21 protein-coding genes are annotated in these 21,753 nt (G+C 65.6%); 10 read left to right on the forward strand and 11 right to left on the reverse strand.

Translation table 11 applies throughout. The annotated features are described in order from the left end of the window. Positions 1 to 2: 2 nt before the first annotated feature. From ipdB to echA20, 3 genes are read right to left on the reverse strand one after another with little or no spacing between them, the layout of a single operon-like run. Positions 3 to 752, reverse strand: coding sequence for a cholesterol ring-cleaving hydrolase subunit IpdB (gene ipdB, locus ACNQR1_RS06240; RefSeq protein ID WP_418044786.1), 750 nt, complete (start codon positions 750 to 752; stop codon positions 3 to 5). Then, the gene (ipdA, locus tag ACNQR1_RS06245) at positions 749 to 1,636 is read right to left on the reverse strand and encodes a cholesterol ring-cleaving hydrolase subunit IpdA (protein ID WP_418009614.1); all 888 of its coding nucleotides are present in this window, start codon (positions 1,634 to 1,636) and stop codon (positions 749 to 751) included. The genes ipdB and ipdA overlap by 4 nt, the downstream gene beginning before the upstream one ends. Next, the gene (echA20, locus tag ACNQR1_RS06250) at positions 1,633 to 2,388 is read right to left on the reverse strand and encodes a (7aS)-7a-methyl-1,5-dioxo-2,3,5,6,7,7a-hexahydro-1H-indene-carboxyl-CoA hydrolase (protein ID WP_418021336.1); all 756 of its coding nucleotides are present in this window, start codon (positions 2,386 to 2,388) and stop codon (positions 1,633 to 1,635) included. Before echA20 ends, ipdA begins: the two co-directional genes overlap by 4 nt. Positions 2,389 to 2,447: 59 nt before the next feature. Between echA20 and ACNQR1_RS06255 the strand changes: the two genes are divergently transcribed. Next, positions 2,448 to 3,230 (forward strand): SDR family oxidoreductase, encoded by a 783-nt coding sequence (locus tag ACNQR1_RS06255; RefSeq protein WP_418009616.1) that lies wholly within the window; start codon positions 2,448 to 2,450, stop codon positions 3,228 to 3,230. 21 nt (positions 3,231 to 3,251) lie between these two features. After that, a complete protein-coding gene (locus tag ACNQR1_RS06260; protein WP_418044788.1) occupies positions 3,252 to 4,157 on the forward strand; it encodes an SDR family oxidoreductase in 906 nt (301 codons plus the stop codon). 105 nt (positions 4,158 to 4,262) lie between these two features. Here ACNQR1_RS06260 and ACNQR1_RS06265 read toward each other — a convergent pair whose 3' ends face one another. The 5 genes from ACNQR1_RS06265 to ACNQR1_RS06285 form a co-directional block, all read right to left on the reverse strand. Continuing rightward, the gene (locus ACNQR1_RS06265; RefSeq protein WP_418044790.1) at positions 4,263 to 5,693 is read right to left on the reverse strand and encodes a histidine phosphatase family protein; all 1,431 of its coding nucleotides are present in this window, start codon (positions 5,691 to 5,693) and stop codon (positions 4,263 to 4,265) included. A 237-nt stretch (positions 5,694 to 5,930) separates the two neighbouring features. Further along, positions 5,931 to 7,379 carry a histidine phosphatase family protein gene (locus ACNQR1_RS06270; RefSeq protein WP_418044792.1) on the reverse strand — a complete coding sequence of 483 codons (1,449 nt, stop codon included), beginning with the start codon at positions 7,377 to 7,379 and terminating at the stop codon, positions 5,931 to 5,933. Between the two features lie 199 nt (positions 7,380 to 7,578). After that, positions 7,579 to 8,058, reverse strand: a complete 480-nt coding sequence (locus ACNQR1_RS06275; protein ID WP_418044794.1) for a nitroreductase family deazaflavin-dependent oxidoreductase — start codon at positions 8,056 to 8,058, stop codon at positions 7,579 to 7,581. Positions 8,059 to 8,068: 10 nt separating this feature from the next. Continuing rightward, positions 8,069 to 8,443 carry a nuclear transport factor 2 family protein gene (locus ACNQR1_RS06280; RefSeq protein WP_418044796.1) on the reverse strand — a complete coding sequence of 125 codons (375 nt, stop codon included), beginning with the start codon at positions 8,441 to 8,443 and terminating at the stop codon, positions 8,069 to 8,071. Then, positions 8,443 to 9,594: a steroid 3-ketoacyl-CoA thiolase gene (locus ACNQR1_RS06285; protein ID WP_418044798.1), complete on the reverse strand. Its 1,152-nt coding sequence runs from the start codon at positions 9,592 to 9,594 to the stop codon at positions 8,443 to 8,445. The genes ACNQR1_RS06280 and ACNQR1_RS06285 overlap by 1 nt, the downstream gene beginning before the upstream one ends. Positions 9,595 to 9,761: 167 nt before the next feature. Between ACNQR1_RS06285 and ACNQR1_RS06290 the strand changes: the two genes are divergently transcribed. From ACNQR1_RS06290 to ACNQR1_RS06325, 8 genes are all read left to right on the forward strand, one after another. Then, the gene (locus ACNQR1_RS06290; RefSeq protein ID WP_418044800.1) at positions 9,762 to 11,030 is read left to right on the forward strand and encodes a cytochrome P450; all 1,269 of its coding nucleotides are present in this window, start codon (positions 9,762 to 9,764) and stop codon (positions 11,028 to 11,030) included. 36 nt (positions 11,031 to 11,066) lie between these two features. After that, positions 11,067 to 12,071 carry an acyl-CoA dehydrogenase family protein gene (locus tag ACNQR1_RS06295; protein WP_418044802.1) on the forward strand — a complete coding sequence of 335 codons (1,005 nt, stop codon included), beginning with the start codon at positions 11,067 to 11,069 and terminating at the stop codon, positions 12,069 to 12,071. After that, positions 12,071 to 13,234 carry an acyl-CoA dehydrogenase FadE29 gene (gene fadE29, locus ACNQR1_RS06300; protein WP_418044804.1) on the forward strand — a complete coding sequence of 388 codons (1,164 nt, stop codon included), beginning with the start codon at positions 12,071 to 12,073 and terminating at the stop codon, positions 13,232 to 13,234. Before ACNQR1_RS06295 ends, fadE29 begins: the two co-directional genes overlap by 1 nt. Positions 13,235 to 13,249: 15 nt before the next feature. Then, entirely contained in the window at positions 13,250 to 14,221 is a 972-nt protein-coding gene (locus tag ACNQR1_RS06305) for a bifunctional MaoC family dehydratase N-terminal/OB-fold nucleic acid binding domain-containing protein (protein WP_418044806.1), read from the forward strand. After that, the gene (locus ACNQR1_RS06310; protein WP_418044808.1) at positions 14,218 to 14,625 is read left to right on the forward strand and encodes a MaoC family dehydratase; all 408 of its coding nucleotides are present in this window, start codon (positions 14,218 to 14,220) and stop codon (positions 14,623 to 14,625) included. The genes ACNQR1_RS06305 and ACNQR1_RS06310 overlap by 4 nt, the downstream gene beginning before the upstream one ends. Then, entirely contained in the window at positions 14,625 to 15,782 is a 1,158-nt protein-coding gene (locus tag ACNQR1_RS06315; protein WP_418044810.1) for a lipid-transfer protein, read from the forward strand. Before ACNQR1_RS06310 ends, ACNQR1_RS06315 begins: the two co-directional genes overlap by 1 nt. 75 nt (positions 15,783 to 15,857) lie before the next feature. After that, positions 15,858 to 16,955 carry a hypothetical protein gene (locus ACNQR1_RS06320; protein ID WP_418044812.1) on the forward strand — a complete coding sequence of 366 codons (1,098 nt, stop codon included), beginning with the start codon at positions 15,858 to 15,860 and terminating at the stop codon, positions 16,953 to 16,955. A 21-nt stretch (positions 16,956 to 16,976) separates the two neighbouring features. After that, complete coding sequence (locus ACNQR1_RS06325; RefSeq protein WP_418044814.1) at positions 16,977 to 17,774, forward strand: hypothetical protein; 798 nt, start codon at positions 16,977 to 16,979, stop codon at positions 17,772 to 17,774. A 258-nt stretch (positions 17,775 to 18,032) separates the two neighbouring features. Here the strand turns inward: ACNQR1_RS06325 and ACNQR1_RS06330 are convergent, their stop codons facing one another. The 3 genes from ACNQR1_RS06330 to kstD all read right to left on the reverse strand — a co-directional run bounded on the left by ACNQR1_RS06330 (position 18,033) and on the right by kstD (position 21,742). Beyond that, entirely contained in the window at positions 18,033 to 18,878 is an 846-nt protein-coding gene (locus ACNQR1_RS06330) for a hypothetical protein (protein ID WP_418044816.1), read from the reverse strand. Between the two features lie 323 nt (positions 18,879 to 19,201). After that, positions 19,202 to 20,062 (reverse strand): MaoC/PaaZ C-terminal domain-containing protein, encoded by an 861-nt coding sequence (locus ACNQR1_RS06335; protein ID WP_418044818.1) that lies wholly within the window; start codon positions 20,060 to 20,062, stop codon positions 19,202 to 19,204. Continuing rightward, positions 20,063 to 21,742 carry a 3-oxosteroid 1-dehydrogenase gene (kstD, locus tag ACNQR1_RS06340; RefSeq protein WP_418044820.1) on the reverse strand — a complete coding sequence of 560 codons (1,680 nt, stop codon included), beginning with the start codon at positions 21,740 to 21,742 and terminating at the stop codon, positions 20,063 to 20,065. Positions 21,743 to 21,753 lie beyond the last annotated feature (11 nt).

Below are 21,753 nucleotides of genomic sequence, written 5' to 3' on the forward strand. Positions count from 1 at the left end.
CGTTAGACCTTGACCTCTTTGTCGCGCAACGACTTCGGATCGATGACCTCACGCAGCAGCTTGAGCTCTTCGTCGGTGGCCAGCCGGGTGGTCTCGGCTTCCTGCAGGCCGTGCACCTCGAACGAGGTGTTGTCGGCCACCTGCTGAGCCTCGACACCGGGGTGCAGCGACACCGCACGCATCTGGTGGTCGGGGCCGTCGAAGTCGAACACACCCAGGTTGGACACCACGCGGTAGACGTTGGCGAAGCGGTAGGCCGGGTTCTCCGGATCGATCTTGTCCCAACCGATTCCGGAGACGATGTCCACCGAATCGCAGAACACGCGCTTGGTGTGGTTGCCCACGAAGTAGCTCGTGGCGTGGTTGATGCTGTTGCCGGGCGCGCCGCGGACGCCGAACATCTGGCGGGTCGGGTGCTGGATCGGACCGAACGCCGACAGGTTCTGGTTGCCGTAGCGGTCGATCTGGTTGGCACCCATCACCACATGGCGCTTGCCCCAGGCCAGGGTCTCGAAGACCCGGTTGAACGGCATCCAGCCCTCGACGGTGAAGGGGGCACCGATCGCCGGGGTGTCGGCCAGGATCCTGGCCTCGCCGTCGGTCAGCACGATGTCGGGGGAGAAGGTCAGCCGGGCCAGCCGGGCACCGATCTGGACGACGGTGGTCATGGGGCTGGCCATGATCTCGCCGGCATCGCGAAACAGCTCGGCGCAGGCGACGGCGCACACCTCGGCACGGGTCACGGCAATCACTTGCTGGCCTCCAGATCTTCCTTGAACTTCCGCACGGCCGCCTGGTAGTCGGCCTCGCTTCCGGACAGATACGTCTTGACGAACTCGGCCCAGGTCTCGTCGGAGCCGGCGGCCTCGGCGTAGTGGCGCTGGAACTTCTCGTCGCGCCGGTAATCGGGCTCGTTGGTGGTGAAGTGGGCGCCGTTGGGGGCCTCGACCACGGAATCGACCATCATCCGGTTGATCAGCAGGGCCTGCGTCGGAACGGCCTTGACCAGTTCCTCGGTGGACACCACGCGCTCGACCGACAGGAAGCGGCGCTGGGCCGACATGAGGAACAGGTCATCGAAGTAGGGGTCGATACCGGTATAGGCCGCATTGCCCTGGGCGTCACCGAGATTCATGTGCACGAATGCCGCATCCAGGTTCAGCGCGGGCATCGCGATCAGTTCCTCGTAGGCGCCGTCGGTCTCGTACGGCGACTTCACGGTCTTGAGCTCGTCGCCCCAGAAGGTGCGGACGTCGCTGCCGAGGCCGGCGCGGATCGGCAGGAACGGCAGCCGCTGGGCTGCGGCCTGCAGGCCGCAGCGCAGCATGCCCTCGTCCATCTCGCGGGCCTCGATCGCACCGGTGGTGCGGGCCTTGGCGAACCACGGGTCGTAGAAGGGCGGCGAGTCCAGCGAGACGAAGCCGTAGTAGACGCGCTTGACCTTGCCGGCCGAGCACAGCAGGCCCAGGTCGGGGCCGCCGTAGGTGACCACGGTCAAGTCCTTGACGTCGGTGCGCAGCAGGGCGCGGACGAAGGCCATCGGCTTGCGCCGTGAGCCCCAGCCGCCGATGCCGATGGTCATCCCGCTTTCGATCGAGGCGACGGCCTCGTCGAGAGTTGTTCGCTTGTCGCTCATTTGGATCCCTTCTCGGTTCCGGCGAAGGCGTCACGGTGCTCGTCGGACACACCGGACAGGTTGAGTTCGAAGGTGAAGCCCTGCTCCATGCGGTACCGCGCGTTGACGGGCTGCACGTCGATGAAGTTCAGCGCCTCCTTGGCCGCCCGGATGACCCGGGTGTCCTTGCTGGCGATGTCGCGGGCGACGCGCAGTGCGGCCTCGTCGAGTTCCTCGCGCGGAACGACCTCGTGCACCGACCCGAAGTGGTGCAGCGTCTCGGCGGGAACGGTGGCGGCGGTGAAGAACAGCCGGCGCATCAGGTGCTGGGGGACCAGCCGCGACAGGTGGGTGGCGGCCCCGAGCGCGCCGCGCTCGACCTCGGGCAGGCCGAACTTGGCGTCATCGGAGGCGACGATCACGTCGGCGTTGCCGACCAGGCCGATTCCGCCGCCCACGCAGAATCCGTTGACCGCTGCGACGACGGGGACCTCGCACTCGTAGACGGACTTGAACGCGTGGTAGCAGCCCCGGTTGGCGTCGATGAGTGCGGTGAAGCCCTCGGTGTTCTGCATTTCCTTGATGTCCACGCCGGCGTTGAAGCCACGGCCCTCTGCCCGCAGGATCACCACGTGGGTGCTGCGGTCGCGGCCGGCTGCGGTGATCGCATCGCCGAGTTCGAACCAGCCGGCCGACGGGATGGCGTTGACGGGCGGGTAGTTGACGGTGACCGAGACGATGCCCGGCTCGACTGTCTTGGTGGTGATCGTCATCAATCCACTTCCTGGAGGGGTCGCTACCTAAGCAAGCACTTGCTTGGTACGCTAGCACAGTGACCGATACGCCAGAAGCTGGTGCCATCAATTTGGGTTTGACCGGCAAGGTGGTCCTGGTGACCGGCGGAGTGCGAGGGGTTGGCGCTGGAATCAGCGCGGTTTTCGCCGGTCAGGGCGCCACTGTGGTGACCTGCGCACGCCGCCCGGTCGAGGGGCTGCCGTACGAATTCCACAGCTGCGACATCCGGGATGACGACTCGGTGAAGTCGCTCATCGAAAGCATCGTCGAGAAGCACGGTCGTTTGGACGTCGTCGTCAACAACGCCGGTGGCTCGCCCTACGTGCTGGCCGCCGATGCGTCGGCGAAGTTCAGCACCAAGATCATCGAGCTCAACCTGATCGGTGCGCTCTCGGTTTCCACCCATGCCAACGCCGTGATGCAGAAGCAGGACTCGGGCGGCACCATCGTCAACATCTCCAGCGTCAGCGGCCACCGCCCCACCCCGGGGACGGCCGCGTATGGAGCGGCCAAAGCCGGCATCGACAACCTCACCTCGACGCTCGCCGTCGAGTGGGCGCCCAAAGTGCGGGTGAACTCGGTGGTGGTCGGCATGGTCGAGACCGAGCAGTCCGAACTTTTCTACGGCGACGCCGAGTCGATCGCAGCCATCTCCCGGAATGTGCCGCTGGGCCGGCTCGCCAAGCCGTCCGACATCGGCTGGGCCACAGCGTTTCTTACCTCGGACGCGGCCTCGTACATCAGCGGTGCGTCGTTGGAGGTGCACGGTGGCGGCGAGCCGCCGCACTACCTGTCCACCACGACCGCCGACATCAAGTAACTCGAAAAAGGAGAAATCACAATGGGATTGCTCGACGGCCGCGTGGTCATCGTGACGGGTGCCGGTGGCGGTATCGGGCGTGAGCACGCGCTCGCGTTCGCCGCCGAAGGTGCCCGCGTCGTGGTCAACGACATCGGGGTGGGCCTGGACGGTTCGCCGGCCGGTGGTGGCAGCGCTGCGCAGAACGTGGTCGACGAGATCGTCGCCGCCGGAGGCGAAGCCGTTGCCAATGGTTCCAACGTCGCCGACTGGGCGCAGGCCGAGGCCTTGATCCAGAACGCCGTCGACGCTTTCGGCTCCCTCGACGTGCTGGTCAACAATGCCGGCATCGTGCGCGACCGGATGTTCGCCAACGCCACCGAGGAGGAGTTCGACGCCGTCACCGCAGTGCACCTCAAGGGGCACTTCGCCACCATGAAGCACGCCGCCGCCTACTGGCGGGCCAAGTCCAAGGCCGGCGAAACCGTCGACGCGCGCATCATCAACACCAGCTCCGGCGCCGGCCTGCAGGGCAGCGTCGGCCAGGCCACCTACAGTGCCTCCAAGGCGGGCATCGCCGCGCTGACCCTGGTGGCCGCCGCCGAGATGGGTCGCTACGGCGTCACCGTCAACGGCATCGCCCCCTCGGCCCGCACCCGGATGACCGAGACCGTTTTCGCGGACATGATGGCCACCCAGGACGAGGCATTCGATGCCATGGCCGCGGAGAACATCTCCCCGCTGGTGGTGTGGCTGGGCAGCGTCGAGTCAAAGGACGTGACCGGCAAGATGTTCGAGATCGAGGGCGGCAAGATCCGCATCGCCGAGGGTTGGGCACACGGCCCGCAGATCGACAAGGGCGCGAAGTGGGATCCCGCCGAGCTGGGCCCGGTCGTCAACGACTTGCTGGCCAAGGCTCGCCCCGCGGTCCCGGTCTACGGCGCCTGAGTTCTCTTGTTTCGTCGAGACTGCGCTCAGATCGTGAAATCCGCCGGATTCTCGATCTGAGCGCAGTCTCGTTGTCCTAGCCGCAGACTCGAATACCCCTGCGGGTCAGGCGGCGTCCTTGGCGTCCTTGGCGTCCTTGGCGCCCGCTGCGTCGCTGTCGGCCGTCTTGTCGGCTTGGCCGGTGGCCTTCTTGACCGCATCGCCGAGCTTCTTGATCGACGACGACACCTGGTCCTGAGCGTCCTTGACGGCGTTCTTGACCTGCTCGCCGGTACGGCTGAGCGACTTCGTGACGCCCGGCAGGGCCTTGTTGCCATCGGACAGATCGGTCGCGCCGCGGGGCTTCCCGATGCTGCCGAGAGCGTCCTTGACCTTCGACTTCACCACGGTGCCGGTCGACGAGCCTTCGTCGACTTTGGTTGCCGCCGTGACATTTTCACTCGCCGCGTCCGGTGTGTCCGAGGCCGATGAGAGCTCCCGGCTGACGACGCCGGTGTTCACCGCGGCCTTCACGTTCTCCACCTCGGTGGACACCTTCTGCTGCACTTCTTGGGTGTTGCTCTGGATCGCGGCGGTGGTCCGCTTGATGATCTCGGCGTTGACCGCACGGTTGAACTTGAGCACCGAGAATCCCGCGGCGGCGATTCCCCGATTGATCGCGGTGGCGATGGTTGCGGGATTACCCGAGGCGAACGATTGCACGACACTGTCTGCGGCCTGCTGCAGCTGACGGCTGAGGGTCCGGAACTGAAGACCCACCTCGTGCTCGAACGACGGTTCGGGGGTGAACTTCTGGCCGTTCCAGTCCACCAGGGTCCAGCCGTCTTCCGGATTGCCTTCGACGACCACGTAGTCGGTGTTGCCCAACGTGTACTGGCTCAGCAGCATGCCCTTCTGGGCCATGCTGAGATTCTTGGCGTTCATGATCGTCCAGAACATGATCGTGCCACCGTGCGAGAACACGATCGCGTTCCGATCGCCCTTGTCGTACATGGTCTTCAGGGCATTGTTCACACCGGCGTTGAAGTCGTTGCCGTCGAAGTCGGTGCCCGGCTGGGTTGCGGTGGGATCGGCGGGCGCGCCGGGCAGGAGTCCGGCCCATTTCAGCGGCGCGAGGATGTACGCGGTTCCGTACTGGTCCTGCGATTTGCCTTCCAGTGAGCCTGCGGGGATCTCCGAGATACCGTCGATCACCTGGATCGGCAGACCCAGGTGCTGCGACATCGGGGTTGCGGTCTGCTGGGTGCGCAGCATGGTCGACGCGTAGATGGCGTCGTAGTTGTTGTCACCGAGCTTGTCCACCAACGCTTGTGCCTGCTGCTGTCCCGTCTGGGTAAGGCCGGGACCGGGAATGGTGGTATCGATGATGTGGTTCGCATTGGCCTGTGACTCCGCGTGACGCACGAATGTCACGCGCATGACCTCGGCGGCATGGGCCACTGGCATCGCCAGGAAGAAGGCGAGGAAGGCCAGGGCGACACCCCCTAGTAGACTTCGATACCGTGACGCCGGCGCGTCACCTCTGCGGCGGTTCATGTGTTTCCTCCATTGGGGCTGTACGGATTTCACGTGACCTGCCGGTGACACTGCGTTGGCCGGCCAGAAACATTGTCTGGCGATCTGCTGTGAGGTCGAGCAGTTATCCCGTTGAGCGGGAAGGTATTTGACAAAAACTGGGCGCTGCTCTACGCCCGGTCAGAGACGGGTCAATCCCCCTCCTCGCGTGAGGAGGGGGACCGACCCGGTTGGTATTACCTTGCAATGGCGCCTATTTCACGCAGCATCCTTCGATGCCGCTTTCGGCTTGCCTGCGCTGTTGTCCTTGGCTGCCTTGCCGGCCTTGTCGGCACCCGCGAGCTTCTTGACGGTTTCACGTGCCTGCTTGACCGAGGACTCGACCCCGCTGCGCACGTCGTCCGCAGCCTGGTTGACCCGGTCGCGAACCGCCGAGACGGCCTTGCCCGGTTCCGCCTTGTTGCCATTGGTCAGCTTGGTGGCGCCGTTGGCGGTACGGGCGGCGGCGATCTTGGACTGAACCGGCTCGGTGACCTTTTCGACTGCCGCCGTGGCGTCCTCGGTGACGTTTTCGACGGCGGCCTTCGCCTTCTCGGCGAGATCGCCCGCTGCCGGGGCGCCGCTGTCGGCAGCGGCGTTGAGGGTGCTGACCTTCGACACCTGGGTTGTCGGCTGGCCCAACGAGCCCGGGATGCCGGTGATCGCGTTGACGGTGTCGGTCACGGAATCCTTGACGAACTTGACCCCGGCCTCGGCGACGTCCTGAACGCCCTGTGTCCCGGTGGTCACGATGGCTTCCGGATCCAGCGAGAGAACCGGAATGCGCATGTTGTAGACCGCCGTCTGCGGGGCCACGATCAGATCGCGCACGTTGACGAACATCTTGGTCGCGTAGTCGGCGTCGCCGACCTCCTGGCCGTTCCAGCTCACCAGATGCCAACTGCCGTCATCGTTCTTCTTGACCACCACGGTGTCGGTGTTGTCGAGCGTGTTCGCCAGGAGCGTCAAGCTCGGATTGTCGACGTTCATCAACGTCCACATCATGATGGTGGCACCGTGGGAGAACACTGCGGCGTCGATCTCGCCGTCACCGTTGGTGTCGGTGGTGCCGGATTCAACATCGGCCAGCGCATTCGTGACGCGCTCGTTGAACTCGAGACCGGTCTCGCCACCGGGGATCGGGACGAACTGCAAGCCCATCGTCCACGCCAATGGGGCGAGGATGTAGCCGATGCGGCCGATGCCCTCTTTTTCGGAAAGGCCCTCGAATATGCCGGCACTGATTTCCTGCACGCCGGAGTTCCGCTGCGGGTTGTTCGGATCGTAGGAGCCCAGGATCGTGACCGGCAGCCCGGTCTTGTCGGACAACGGCTTCGCGGTCTCTTGGGTGCGGATCATGGTCGAGGCGTAGAGAGCGTCGAACGGCGCAGCCGTTCCGGTGCAGGAGGTGGCACACAGCGCGTCAGCGAAGTTCTGCGCCTGCTGTTCGCCGGTCAGTCCGCCAGTCTGGTCCACCTCGTCATTCGTCAGGTGGGGTCCGGGCGTGCTGGTGTCGATGTACCCCGAGGCGTTGGCCTGTGACTCGGCATGCCGGATGAACGTCACGGTCAGCGCGGAGGCGGGCAGTGTCGCGGCGGCGAACAGCGAACACGCGGTCAGGGTGGTCGCCGCGGCACCGGCAGCCCGGCGTCGAGTGGGTCGTTGCATAGGGTCTCCATCGGGTTCACGAAAATGTGGCCTGCCGCTCACCTGTCGTTCACTGTGGGCGCGCTCACAGAACATAATCAAAATTCTGTTAACTCGTCAATTCTGCTACCGAGAGTTGCGTAATTGGCCAGCTCCAGGACACCTGGCAACGCAAAGCGCCCCCGACCTCGAGGTCAGGGGCGCTTTGGGTGAACGTCTGTTATGCCGGGTCGCAGATCACGATCGGGATCTTGCGGTCGGTGTAGGACCGGTAGTTCACGAAGTCTGCGTACATGGCGTCCAGCTTGGGCCAGTACTCGTCGCGCTCGGCGTCGGTGGCGTCGCGCGCGGTGAGCTCCAGGGTCTCGTGCTTGGTCTGGAACTTCACCCGGGGATTGGCCACCAGGTTCAGGTACCACATCGGGTTGGTGGCCCGGCCGCCCTGCGAGGCGACCAGCACGATGCGTTTGCCCTCCTGGAGGAACAGCAACGGGCTGTCCCGCTCCTCGCCCGACTTGCGTCCGATGGTGGTCAGGATGCCCACCTCGGCGCCGCGCAGGAACTTGTCGCCGATGCGCCCGCCGGACTTCTTGAAGATCCAGGTCTGGGCACGCGACATCCACTTGATGGCGGTGCCGGTCGATTTCGCGTTGAGCCGTTCGACCTGTTTGGGGCTGAGCGGGCGGGGGGTGTTGGCCATGCGGTGGACCTTAGCGGCTGATGAACGGGGTGAGGGAGGCGCGGATGTGGTGAATCTTGCCGTCCGACGCCGGGATCAGGAAGGTCTCGTCCACGTGCGAGCACACCCGCCGCCCGAACAGGCGCGGCTTGGTGAGGACGTCGAAACGCGCGCGGACGTGATCTCCGTCGACACTGAACTCCGGCGTCGTCGTCTTCTCGATCAACTTGAACTGCGGGCCGTTGTTCAGGCTGCGGCGCAGATGATCTCCGGAGCGGCCGGTCTTGAGCCCCATCTCGATGCGGATGCAGTCCGGTGCGAACGGGACCGCATCCGCCTGATGGCTGACCAGCGCATCGATGTAGGCCTGTGCGGCCGCGATGCGCTCCGTCTCGCTGAAAGTCACTAGATCCGCTCGATGATCGTGCCGGTCGACAGCGCGCCGCCGGCGCACATGGTGATCAGCGCGGTGCTCTTGTCGGTGCGCTCCAGCTCGTGCAGGGCCGTGGTGATCAGGCGGGCACCCGTCGAGCCGACCGGGTGGCCGAGGGCGATGGCGCCGCCGTTGACGTTGACCTTGTCCATGTCGGCGCCGTGCACCTGGGCCCAGGACAACACCACCGAGGCGAACGCTTCGTTGATCTCGACGAGGTCGATGTCGCCCAGCTTCATGCCGGCCTTCTCCAGGACCTTGGCGGTGGACTGCACCGGGCCGTCGAGGTGGTAGTAGGTCTCGGCGCCGACGTTGGCCTGGCTGATGATGCGGGCGCGCGGCTTGAGGCCCAGGGCCTTCGCCTTGTCTTCGTCCATCCACAGCACCGCGGCGGCACCGTCGGAGATCTGCGAGGACGTTCCCGCGGTGTGAATACCGCCGTCCATCACCGGCTTCAGCGAGGCCAGGCCCTCGGCGGTGGTGTCGCGCAGGCCCTGGTCACGGCTGACCGTGTTCCATTCGGCGGTCGGCTGCTTGTTCTCGTCGATGACCGGTGCCTCGATAGGCGAGATCTCCCGGTCGAACCGACCTTCGGCCCAGGCCTGCTTGGCCCTGGCCTGCGAGGCGAACCCCAGCGCGTCGACATCGGCGCGGGTGATGCCGCGGCGCTTGGCGATCCGCTCGGCGGCCTCGAACTGGTTGGGCAGATCGATGTCCCACGATGCGGCGCGGGCGCCGCCGCCATTGGCGCCGAGGCCGACCCGGCTCATCGCCTCGATACCGCAGGCAATGCCGATGTCGATGGCGCCGGTGGCGATCAGGCCTGCGATCAGATGGTTGGCCTGCTGGGCGCTGCCGCACTGGCAGTCGATGCTGGTGGCGCCGACATGCTCGGGCAGGCCGGCGATCAGCCAGGACTGCCGGGTGACATTGTTGGCCTGTTCGCCGTACTGGGTGACGCAGCCCCCGATGACCTGCTCGACGCTGCCGGGGTCGATTCCGGCCTTCTCGATGAGGGCCTTCTGGACGGCTCCGAGAAGCTCGGTGGCGTGCAGGCCGGACAACCAGCCGTTGCGCTTGCCGATGGGGCTACGGGTGGCTTCGACGATGACAGGGTTACCCATGAAGTCAGGCTAGAACACGTTTCATTACTCTGACAAGCGCGGATGTATCACTGCCTTTGATCTGCGGTCAAGCCGTGTTTCAATGGTCTCAATTGGTACTAGACCACGTTGTTTCAAGCATTGCTGGCTACGCGCACGGCTTGCTACAGACACTAGGAGTTAGACACATGGGCTGCCCCAACATCCCCAAGGATTTCGACTTCCTCGATTCCGAGCTGAACCTCAAGGGCCTGCCGGTCGAAGAGCTCGCCGAGCTCCGTAAGGCCGAGCCGGTTCGCTGGGTCGACGTCCCCGGTGGCACCGGAGGCTTCGGCGACAAGGGCTACTGGCTCGTCACCCGGCACGAGGACGTCAAGGACGTCTCGCTGCGCAGTGAGGTGTTCTCCAGCGCGATGAACGGCGCGATCCCCGTCTGGCCCCAGGAGATGACCCGTGAGGCCGTCGATCTCCAGCGCGCGGTCCTGCTCAACATGGACGCCCCGCACCACACCCGGCTGCGCAAGATCATCTCCCGTGGCTTCACCCCGCGTGCGCTCTCGCGGCTCGAGGACGAGCTGAACAACCGCGCGCAGCAGATCGCCAAGAACGCCGCTGCCTCCAACTCCGGCGACTTCGTCGAGCAGGTCTCTTGCGAGCTGCCGCTGCAGGCCATCGCCGAACTGCTCGGTGTGCCTCAGGATGACCGCGACAAGCTGTTCCGCTGGTCCAACGAGATGACCGCGGGCGACGACCCCGAGTACGCCGACGTCGATCCGGCCATGTCCTCGTTCGAGGTCATCACCTACGCCATGAAGATGGCCGAGGAGCGGGGCAAGAACCCGACCGACGACATCGTCACCAAGCTGATCCAGGCCGACATCGACGGCGAGAAGCTCAGCGACGACGAGTTCGGCTTCTTCGTCATCATGCTGGCCGTCGCGGGCAACGAGACCAGCCGCAACTCGATCACGCACGGCATGATCGCGTTCTCGCAGAACCCCGATCAGTGGGAGCTGTTCAAGAAGGAACGGCCGAAGACCGCGGTCGACGAGATCATCCGTTGGGCCACGCCGGTTTCTGCCTTCCAGCGCACTGCCAGCGAGGACACCGAGATCGCCGGCGTCAAGATCAAGGCCGGCGAGCGTGTGGTGATGTCGTACCGCTCGGCGAACTTCGACGAGAACGTGTTCGACGATCCGTTCACCTTCAACATCCTTCGCGATCCCAACCCGCATGTCGGCTTCAGCGGCACCGGGGCGCACTATTGCATCGGTGCCAACCTGGCCCGTCTGACGATCAACCTGATCTTCAACGCGGTGGCCGACCACATGCCGGACCTCAAGCCGGTCGGGGATCCCGAGCGACTGAAGTCGGGTTGGCTCAACGGCATCAAGCACTGGCCGGTGGACTTCACGGGCGCGTGCCCGGTCGCCGGCGGGCCGGCGCATCAGGCCTGAGCACACTGTCGTCTAAACGGATCAAGGAGGATTCGGGTGGATTTCACACCGAACCCGGAGCAGCAGGCTGTCGCCGACGTGGTGACCTCTGTTCTGGAACGCGACAACACCTGGGATGCACTGGTATCCGGTGGAGTCGCGGCGCTGGGAGTGCCGGAACGACTCGGCGGTGACGGACTGGGCCTGCCTGAGCTGTCGACCGCGTTGACCGAGATCGGTCGGCACGGCACGACCGGCCCGGCGCTGGCCACCGTGGGCATCGGTCTGGTGTCGCTGCTCGACCTTGCCTCCGATGCCCAGCAGGACCGGTACCTCTCCGGTGTGGCGACAGGTGCGGTGCTCTCGGCGGCACTCAACGAGCCGGGGCAGTCGTTGCCGGAGCGACCCGCCGTGAACTTCGCGGACGGGAAGCTCAACGGCACCAAAGTCGGTGTGCCCTATGCCGAGACGGCCAAGTGGCTGGTGGTCACGTCCGACAACGCGGTGGTGGTGGTCTCGCCGGCGGCCGACGGTGTGACGGTCACCAAGACCCCGACCTCCAACGGATCCGACGAATACGTGGTCACGTTCGCCGACGTCGTCGTCGACGCCGCAGACGTGCTCGACGGTGCGAGCGCGCACCGGGTCAACCAGCTGGCGCTGGCCGCGACCGGGGCATTCGCCGCCGGATTGGTGGCCGGCGCACTGCGGCTGACCGCCGACTACGTCGCCACCCGTGAGCAGTTCGGTCGCCCGCTGTCGACGTTCCAGACCGTGGCTGCGCAGCTGTCCGAGGTGTACATCGCCTCGCGGACGATCTCGCTGCTGTCCACCTCGGCGCTGTGGCGGTTGTCCGAGGGCTTGGACGCCGACGAGGATCTCAACATCCTGGGCTACTGGCTCACCTCGCAGGCCGCGCCGGCCATGCGGCTGTGCCATCACCTGCACGGCGGTATGGGTATGGACATCACCTACCCGATGGACCGCTACTACTCCTCGATCAAGGATCTGACCCGGCTGTTGGGCGGTCCGTCGCATCGCCTCGATTTGGTGGGAGCGTAATGTTCATCGACCTGACGCCCGAGCAGCGCGCGCTGCAAGCCGAACTGCGGGAATACTTCTCGACTCTCATCACGCCCGAAGAGGCCGCGGCGATGGAGTCCGACCGGCACAACGAGGCCTACCGTGCGGTGATCAAGCGCATGGGCAGCGACGGCAAGCTCGGCGTCGGTTGGCCCAAGGAGTACGGCGGCCTGGGCTTCGGCCCGGTCGAGCAGCAGATCTTCATCAACGAGGCCAACCGCGCTGACATCCCGCTGCCGATGGTGACGCTGCAGACCGTGGGTCCCACCCTGCAGGCGCTGGGTACCGAGGAGCAGAAGAAGAAGTTCCTCCCCGGAATCCTTGCCGGTGAAGTGCATTTCGCGATCGGCTACTCGGAGCCCGAGGCGGGTACCGACCTGGCGTCTCTGCGCACCACTGCCGTCAAGCACGGCGACGAATACATCGTCAACGGGCAGAAGATGTGGACCACCGGCGCCCACGACGCCGACTACATCTGGCTGGCCTGCCGCACCGACCCGGAAGCCGCCAAGCACAAGGGCATCTCGATCCTGATCGTCGACACCAAGGACCCCGGCTACTCCTGGACGCCGATCATCCTGTCCGACGGGGCGCACCACACCAACGCGTCGTACTACAACGACGTGCACGTGCCCGCCGACATGCTCGTCGGTGAGGAGAACGGCGGCTGGAAGCTCATCACCACCCAGCTCAACCACGAGCGGGTCGGCCTGGGTCCGGCCGGTCGTGTCGCAGGCATCTACGACCAGGTGCACAGCTGGGCATCCAAGCCGGGTTCGGACGGCGTCACCCCCATCGAGCAGGACGACGTGAAACGCCTTCTGGGGCAGATCAAGTCGATCTGGCGGATCAACGAGCTGCTCAACTGGCAGGTCGCGGCGTCCGGCGAGACCATCGCCGTGGCCGACGCCGCCGCCACCAAGGTGTTCTCCACCGAACGCATCCAGGAAGTCAGCCGCCTGGCCGAGGAGATCGTCGGCAAGTACGGCAACCCGGCCGATCCCGAGACCGCCGAGCTGCTGGTCTGGCTCGACAAGATGGCCAAGCGCAACCTGGTCATCACCTTCGGCGGCGGTGTCAACGAGGTCATGCGCGAGATGATCGCGGCGTCGGGCCTGCGGGTGCCTCGGGTTCCGCGGTAACAGCGAGGGATTGAGGTGAGCGTGAATCTGCAGGCCGGTATCGACCAGATCATCGCGTCCGGGACGAGCAAACCGACGGTGGCTCGAGACCCGGTGAATCAGCCCATGATTCACCACTGGGTCGACGCGATCGGTGACAAGAACCCGATCTACGTCGACGAGGAAGCCGCCAAGGCTGCCGGCCATCCCGGCATCGTGGCGCCACCGGCGATGATTCAGGTCTGGACCATGATGGGGCTGGGGCGTACCCGGTCTGACGATGATCCGCTGGGTAGGGCGATGAAGTTGTTCGACGACGCCGGGTATGTCGGTGTCGTCGCCACCAACTGCGATCAGACCTATCACCGCTACATCCAGCCCGGCGAACAGGTGGTGATGAGCGCCGAGATCGTCGGCATCGTCGGCCCCAAGCAGACTGCGCTGGGTGAGGGCTACTTCATCAACCAGAAGATCCGTTGGCATGTCGGTGACGAAGAAGTCGCCGACATGGACTGGCGCATCATGAAGTTCCTTCCCGCCGGCAAGCAGGCAGCCGCGCAAGCCTCCGAAACGTATGAGATCCCAGAAGATCTCGACCCGGACAAGCTGATGCGGCCGTCGTCTTCACGCGACACCAAGTTCTTCTGGGACGGCATCAACGCCCACGAACTCAGGATCCAGAAGCGTCCGGATGGTTCGCTGCAGCACCCGCCGGTGCCTGCGGTGTGGGCCGACAAAGACGCTCCGGCCGAGTACGTCGTGGCGTCCGGCAAGGGCACGGTGTTCAGCTACGTCGTGCACCATGCCCCGAAGGTGCCCGGGCGCAGCCTGCCGTTCGTGATCGCCCTCGTCGAACTCGAGGAGGGCGTCCGGATGCTCGGTGAGCTCCGGGGGATCGCCGCCGATCAGGTGAAGATCGGAATGCCGGTCACCGCAACCTATATCGACTTCCCGGACAGTGAGATCAGCCCGGCCTGGACGTTGTACGCATGGGAGCCACAAGCATGAGCCTGACTGTCTCCGACGTTCGAGTCGGCACCACACTCCCTGAACTCAAGATCTACGGCGACCCGACGTTCATCGTCTCCACCGCCATCGCGACGCGCGACTACCAGGATGTGCACCACGACCGGGACAAGGCGCAGGCCAAGGGTTCCAAGGACATCTTCGTCAACATCCTCACCGATACCGGGCTGGTCGGTCGGTACGTGACCGACTGGGCCGGTCCGAACGCGTTCGTCAAATCGATCAAGCTGCGTCTCGGAGTGCCCTGGTACGCCTACGACACCATCACCTTCACCGGAGAGGTCACCGAGATCGAAGGCGACCTGGTGACCCTGAAAGTGGTGGGCGCCAACAGCCTTGGCAATCACGTCATCGCCACGTCCACACTCACTTTGGGGGACAACTGATGCTCTCCGGCAAGGCAGCCATCGCCGGTATCGGCGCCACCGATTTCTCCAAGAACTCCGGTCGCAGTGAGCTGCGGCTGGCCGCCGAGGCAGTGCTGGACGCGCTTGACGATGCCGGCCTGAAGCCTTCCGATGTCGACGGCCTGGTGACGTTCACGATGGATTCCAACCTGGAGACCGCCGTAGCGCGGTCCACCGGGATCGGGGACCTGAAGTTCTTCAGCCAGATCGGCTACGGCGGCGGCGCCGCGGCCGCGACCGTCCAGCAGGCCGCCCTCGCGGTCGCCACCGGTGTCGCCGAAGTCGTTGTGGCATACCGGGCATTCAACGAACGCTCGGAGTTCCGGTTCGGCCAGGTGATGACCGGCCTGACCGTCAACGCCGACTCGCGCGGTGTCGAATACAGCTGGTCCTACCCGCACGGCCTGAGCACCCCGGCCGCGTCGGTGGCGATGATCGCCCAGCGCTACATGCACGAATACGGCGCCACGAGTGCCGATTTCGGTGCCGTTTCGGTGGCCGACCGCAAGCACGCCGCCACCAACCCCAAGGCGTTCTTCTACGGCAAGCCGATCACCATCGAGGACCATCAGAACTCGCGGTGGATCGCCGAACCGCTGCGCCTGCTGGACTGCTGCCAGGAGAGCGACGGTGGCGTGGCGATCGTCGTCACCACGCCCGAGCGGGCCAAGGACCTCAAGCACCGGCCGGCGATCATCGAGGCCGCTGCCCAGGGCGCGGGCACCGATCAGTTCACGATGTACTCGTACTACCGCGACGAGCTCGGCCTTCCCGAGATGGGCCTGGTCGGCCGTCAGCTCTGGCAGCAGAGCGGTCTGTCGCCCGACGACATCCAGACCGCGATCCTGTATGACCACTTCACGCCGTACACGTTGCTCCAGCTGGAGGAGCTGGGGTTCTGTGGCAAGGGTGAGGCCAAGGACTTCATTGCCGGGGGCGCCATCGAGATCGGTGGACGGCTGCCGATCAACACCCATGGTGGTCAGCTCGGCGAGGCCTACATCCACGGGATGAACGGCATTGCCGAGGGCGTGCGCCAGTTGCGGGGTACCTCGGTCAACCAGGTCGACAACGTCGAGCATGTGCTGGTCACCGCGGGAACCGGAGTGCCGACTTCGGGGTTGATCCTCGGATAAAGGTGCATCGCCACCCCCGATTCGCACGGTAATGTTTGCTCCGCATGTGCATCACGCGTAGAAGGGGGCCGTGGCATGGGGATGCCGCGCGACACTAGCCCGTACGGGTCGCAGACGTTGCAGGGACCGGCTTGGCCGAATGTCGACGAGGACCAGCTGACCGCGGCTGCGGCGTCGTACACGAAACTCGCCACCAAGATCAGCGGCAGCGTCGTCCCGGAGCAGACCAGCCAGCTGTCGAAGCTGACCGGTGAGTGGCAGGGCGGTGCATCAGTGGCCGCCTCGGGCGAGGCGACCACGATGATCGCCGGCCACGAGTCCAACGCCGCGCAGGCCCAGGCCATCGCCACCGCGTTGACCACGATGGCGGCTGCGGTGGTGCAGACCAAGACCACCCTCAATGCGGCCGCCGAAGAGGTCCAGCAGGAGGTCACGGCCCTGCAGGCGTTGCCCTTCAGCAACAAGCAGGAGCTGATCGAGAGCCGGATCAAGATGGGGCTGTCGCAGAACATCGCGACGGTCTCGGCCGCCAGCACTGAGATGGCCAGCAGCCTCGGGTCGATAGCCAACCTCCCGCAGGTGGGCACTCCTCCGACGGCCCAGGCGACCCAAGCTGCCCAGAAGGGCAGCGAGCAGATGATGCAGATGATCAGCCAGCTCCCGCAGATGCTGGGCCAGATCCCGCAGATGCTCGGGCAGATTCCCCAGCAGCTCTCCCAGCCACTGCAGCAGTTGTCGCAGCCTTTGCAGCAGCTCACACAGATGCTGGGCTCGGGCGGCAAGGGCACTGGTGGTGGACCCAGCCCGTTCTCGGCGTTTTCGAATCATCCGCTGGCCGGCGGATCCGGGCCGAGCAGCGGTGCCGGAATGGTCAAGGCAGCCGGACTGCCCGGTGGTTCCGGTGGCGGAAGCCCTCAGACCCCGTTGTTGTCGAAGATGGTCGGCGGCACCACCGCACCGGTTTCCGTCGACCCGGGCGCCAGCGCCGCCGTGATCGGTGGAGTTGCGCCGGTGGCCGCTGCCAACGCGGCCGGCGGCATGGGCGGCGGTATGGGCATGATGGGCGGCGGCCAGCGTGCCGGCGGTGGCGGGGGAACGACGACCGGTCTCGCCGTACCGGCTCCGCTGGAACACGAGATGGGCGATGGCGATGACGACTATGACGATTGGTGATCTGACCCAAGGAGGGGATCGATGACTTCACCGATGCAGACACCCGGCGCACTCAACTGGAACGCGGCGGCGGTACAGCTGCCGGACATGCCGTCGATCCAGGCCGGCGAAGATGCCATGAGCATGACCATCGCCGGCATCGTTCCGACGCTGGCGGCGTCGATGACCACGAACGTGACGGCCCTGTCGGCCAAAGAGAACATGTTCAACGCCAAGCTTTCCGACGCCCAGGGCGCCTACGAGAAAGCCGACGAATCCGGTGGGCAGGGCGTCGGTCAGCTCGGCCAGATGATGGGGCAACTGGGCCAGATGGGCCAGATGGCCAGCCAGCCGGCGCAGATGGCGGGCCAGATGGGCGGCCAGTTCGGCTCGCTCATGGAGCCGCTGATGAAGGCCATGGAAGGCGCCAAGGGCGGCGGTTCGGAGAACGGCGGCGCGCCGGGTGCCGGCCAGCCCGGCGGCCCGGGTGGCCCCGGCGGTCCGAACCCGCAACAGCAGCAGGAAGAGCGCGAGGCCAAGCTCAACGACCGAGACAAGCAGCAGAACGATCGCGAGACCGCGCAGAACGACCGCGATGCTGCGCAGGACCGGCGCGAAGCGGGCCTGGATGCGCGTGAGACCCAGATGAACGACCGCTCCGGTGGGGCTTCGTCGGCTGCACCGCACTCGGCACCCCCGGCCACGCATTCGGCTCCGCCTGCTGCCGCCGCTCCGCCGCCGGCTGCGCCGGCGCCGAGCCAGCCGGCTCCCGGCCCGGTTCCGGTCGCACCGGAGGCCCCGCGTCATTCCGGTGGGGACGATCTCTGGAAGCGGATGTAGTTCTGTCGCTTATGAACGCCCGTCGGTGACCCCGACGGGCGTTCTGCGTTTCGCGGGTCGATGTATTCGGTGCGGCGCGGCTCGTGCGGTGCGGTGTGGTGCGGATCGTGCCGGTGCGGTGCGGCGTCACCGACTCCTTTGTCACGCTGGAGTGGCGCTCGCCCTCGACAGTCACGCCAGAGTGGCTTGGGGTGGGGTCGCCTCTATCGGCAGCCATCCAATGTCACGCCAGAGTGGCTGCCGAGCGCGACGGCCGCGCTAGCGTGACATTCGGGAGGCACGGGCGGCAATGACGCGGCGCAGAATGTCTGCCCTGCGCTCGCCTGCGGCGACTCGCACGTTGATCCACCCCTGCCGCTGGATGCGCTCTGCGCGTCGTAGATCCCAGTTGTATCGCCAGCTGCTAGCGCGGTGCTCCTCGCCGTCGTACTCGGCTGCGACTTTGATGTCCTCCCAGCCCATGTCGAGATAGGCGAATGGATCCCCGGGACCGTCGTAAACCGGGATCTGAGTCTGTGGTCGAGGGAGACCTCCGTCGATGAGTATCAAACGCAGCCAGGTCTCTCGGGGCGATTGGGCACCGCTGTCCATCAGGTTCAAGGCAGTACGTGCGCGCTGCATACCCCGGCGATGGGCGTAACGCTGCGCCAGGAGATCCACATCGGCAGCCTTGATGTCGGTTGCACAGGCCAGTGCATCGAGCGCGGTGACCGCGTCGTCCCGGGTATTCCAACTGCCAATGTCGAGCGCGGTACGGGCCAATGAAGTGACGGGTATCCCGTCGATCCACACGATCTCGTCATCTTCGATCGTTTCGGTCCGAACATGCAGGCCTGCAAGCGGATTGCGGTTGGAGTGAATCATTTCCAGCGGGGCTTCAAGGTCGACCCACTTCGCGCCGTGAACAGCTGCTGCCGAGTTTCCGGCAACGATCCCGCGGCGTCGAGACCACAGCCAGCCGGCCCTGGCTCGTATCAGCGGTGTGAGCTCGGTACCCGGGCTTACATAGACGTCTCGAAAAACTCTCGTGTATCTGGTGCGCAGCGCGCTCTTACCCAGCTCGCCATTGGCCACGGCTTCACTGCCGACGAATGGATCCCCCATGGCGAGAAAGTGTGCAGGGCCGTGCCATATCAGTCACGTTGGTTATCCACAGGCGCAGGCGTGACGCGCGTTGTCCACAGCCACGCTGCCGTGACGGATGACGGTGCGCCGGGTCTGTGCTATCGCGGCGTGTACCGGCTGGCGAGGCGCTCGGATTGTCACGCCAGAGTGGCTGTCGCCGGCGGGAGCCACGCTGGCGTGACAAAGCCGTTGGCGGCGAACGATAAACGTCCCCCAAAACGACGCTGGAGTGGCCGTCGAGGTCGACAGCCACTCCAGCGTGACAAAGCGGGTGGAGCGGGTGGAGAAATGGAGAAAGAAGACTAGGCCGGGACGAGTTCCACGCCGGACAGCACGACGGCGTTGTCCCGCGACGGTGCGGTCAGCACGCCGATGAACTTGCCGCCTTCCTTCCAGACGTTGGCCTGCAGGGTCTCACCCGGGAACACCACACCGGCGAATCGCGCACCGTAGGAAGCCACCTGGGAGACGTCGCCGTCGAGCAGGTTGTCGACGATGGCCTTGCAGCCGATGCCGTAGGTGCACAATCCGTGCAGGATCGGCCGGTCGAAGCCCGCCGCCGCGGCGAAGGCCGGGTCGGAGTGCAGTGGGTTACGGTCGCCGCACAGCCGGTACAGCAGCGCCTGCTGCGGCAGCGTCGGCAGCGAGATCTCGATATCGGGTGCGCGGTCAGGCAATTCGGCCGAGGTCGCGGGTCCGCGCTCGCCGCCGAACCCGCCCTCGCCGCGGGCGAAGATCGACCGCTTGGTGGTCCAGAGCACCTTGCCGGATTCATCGGTCACCGTGGATTCGCTGACGATGACGGCAGCCTTGCCCTTGTCCCAGATCTCGGTGAAGCGCTGCACCGACTTGGCGGTTCCGCTGGTCGGGATCGGGCCGGGCACGCTGACGGCCTCGCTGGCGTGCAGCACCTTGGACAGCTCGATGTCGATGCCGGGGAACTGCACCTTGGGCGGCTCGGTCATGTGGAAGCTGACCGCGACATTGCCGAAGGTCGGCAGCACCTGTGGGGTGTCGTCGACGAGGTAGCTCAGCTCACGTGCATCCATCGGGTCGGCGCCGGCGCCGAGGCCCAGGTGGTACAGCTGGATGTCGCTGCTGGTCCAGGAGAACTCGATGGGTTCCAGCTCGGCGCCCAGCGCCTTGTCGAGATCGATTGGCATCTACTTCTTCCCTGCAATGTCTAGTGCTGCGAGGTAACCCCAGGTCATGGCGGGTCCGATGGTCCCGCCCGGGCCGGGATAGGTGTGACCCATCACCGGTGAGCTGACGTTACCTGCGGCATACAGACCCTCGATGACCGAGTCGTCGTCGCGCAGTGCGCGTCCCTGCAGATCGGTGCGGATGCCGCCCTTGGTGCCCAGGTCGCCCGGCACCATCTTGGCCGCGTAGTACGGACCGTGCTTGATCTCGCCGAGGTTCGGGTTGGGCTTGTTGGTCGGATCGCCGTAGTAGCGGTCGTAGGCGCTGTCGCCGCGGTGGAAGTCCTCGTCGACACCGGAGCGGGCGAAGCCGTTGAACCGGTCGATGGTAGCGGCGAACGCGTCGGCGGGCAGGCCGGTTTTGGCGGCCAGCTCTTCGAGGGTGTCGGCCTTGACGATGACGCCGGATTCCAGCCACTTCTTCGGAATGCGTTGTCCGGGTTGCAGACCCGCGAAGATGAAGCGGTCACGGTACTGCTGGTCGAAGACCAGCCAGGCCGGGATGTTCTCGCCGGGCCCTGCGCCCTGGCCGTATTCGCCGCCGTACATGTGGTGGCAGGCCTCGACATAGGGCATCGACTCGTTCATGAACCGCTTGCCGGCCATGTTGACGATGATCGATCCGGGGGAGTTGCGCTCGGACAGCGCGAACCACGGTGAGTCGGTCAGCGGGACCGTCGGGCCCCACCACGAGTCCTCCATGAATTCGAGTGCCGCGCCCTGCTTTTCGGCGGCCAGGATGCCGTCGCCGGTGTTGGCCACCGCGCCAACGGTCCACTCGGTGGTGATGGGTGCGCGCTGGTACTTCACCCGCATCTGCTCGTTGTGCTCGAATCCGCCGGAGCCCAGGATCACGCCACGGCGCGCCCGGATCAGTTGCGGCTCAGCGGAACTGTCGCGGGGATCGACCACGTACACGCCGCGCACGACGCCGTCCTCGACGTAGAGATCGGTCAGCGCGGTGTTCAGCTGGACCGGGACGCCGACCTGTTGCAGGCCGATGCGCAGCGGGGCGATCAGTGCGCGGCCCATGCCGACCAGGTTCTTGCCGGTGGCGTTGGCCCAGACGGAGCGGACGCCCACCTTGATGCTGCGCAGCACGCCGCGGGGATGACGCTTGAGCTGGTTGAGCCGGACGTAGTCCTGCTGCATCACCACCATGTTCATCGGCACCTTGCCGTACGGCGGCTCCAGGCCCTTCTCGTCAACGCCGAGCTTCTTGGCATTGAACGGCTTGGGCTCGACCGAGCGGCCCGTGGGCTTGCCGCCCGGCGTCTCGGGGTAGTAGTCGGAGTATCCCGGCACCCAGCACAGCTTCAGCGGCGAGTTCTTCAGGACGAACGACAGCATCTCCGGCGAACGCTCGAGATAGGTGTCGATCTTCTCCGCCGGCACCACGTCACCGATGATTTTGTGCAGATAGGTGCGAGCGGCGTCGGCGGTGTCTTTTACGCCGTCACGCTTGAGAATCTCGTTGTTCGGGATCCACACCCCACCACCTGACCGCGCAGTGGAACCTCCATAGTGCGGCGCCTTCTCTACGACTACTGTCGAGAGGCCCTGATGGGCTGCGGTGAGGGCGGCGACCATGCCGGCAGCGCCGCTGCCGACCACGACAACGTCGTACTCCTGTCCAGTCATGTAGAACACGT

Source organism: Mycobacterium sp. 48b, from assembly GCF_048282725.1.
Lineage (GTDB): Bacteria > Actinomycetota > Actinomycetes > Mycobacteriales > Mycobacteriaceae > Mycobacterium.